Here is a 507-nt window from a genome sequence, read left to right on the forward strand (position 1 = left end):
CTCAGCGTGGCCGCGGAGGTCATCGCGCACCTGGCCGACACGCGCCGCGAACTCGTGTTCGGCGGCGTCGTGGAGGTCGCTTTCAAGACGGTCCAACTCGCGAACCAGTTCGGTGAGGTCGGCGTCGTTCATGGGGTTGTTTCGTGAACGCGCCATGGGGTGTTTCGCTGACTATCTCTCATGGGGGGTTGTTTCGGAGATCGGCGACGCGCTGTTCGAGGAGGCGCGTCTCGGCGTCGAGGACGTCGATCCCGGCCTCGATACGGTTCGCTCTCGCCAGCGCGAGCTGTGCGACGCGATAAGCGTCCTCGGCAGTTGGCTCAGTCATCGTCGACGAGCATCCAGAGGTTCGCGTTGCCCACCTTCCGGCTCGTGATCACCCCCTCTTGTTCCATATCGGTGAGCTTCCCGTACGCCGTCCGGTATTCGCACCCCACCTCCTCGGTGATCTCCTGCGTGCCAGGGGCACCGTTGAACTGCCGAAGTGCTTTCAAGGACGATTTCACC

The 507-nt window shown here is 63.3% G+C and carries 2 protein-coding genes; both read right to left on the bottom strand.

All coding sequences use genetic code 11. The annotated features are described in order from the left end of the window. Positions 1-178: 178 nt before the first annotated feature. Positions 179-328: a hypothetical protein gene (locus tag ABD841_RS40685; RefSeq protein WP_344982445.1), complete on the bottom strand. Its 150-nt coding sequence runs from the start codon at positions 326-328 to the stop codon at positions 179-181. Continuing rightward, on the bottom strand, positions 321-507 hold a 187-nt coding region (locus ABD841_RS40690; protein WP_344982447.1), incomplete at its 5' end, for a hypothetical protein. The genes ABD841_RS40690 and ABD841_RS40685, both read right to left, overlap by 8 nt.

It is taken from the genome of Streptosporangium fragile, from assembly GCF_039534445.1.
GTDB classification, from domain to species: Bacteria; Actinomycetota; Actinomycetes; order Streptosporangiales; family Streptosporangiaceae; genus Streptosporangium; species Streptosporangium fragile.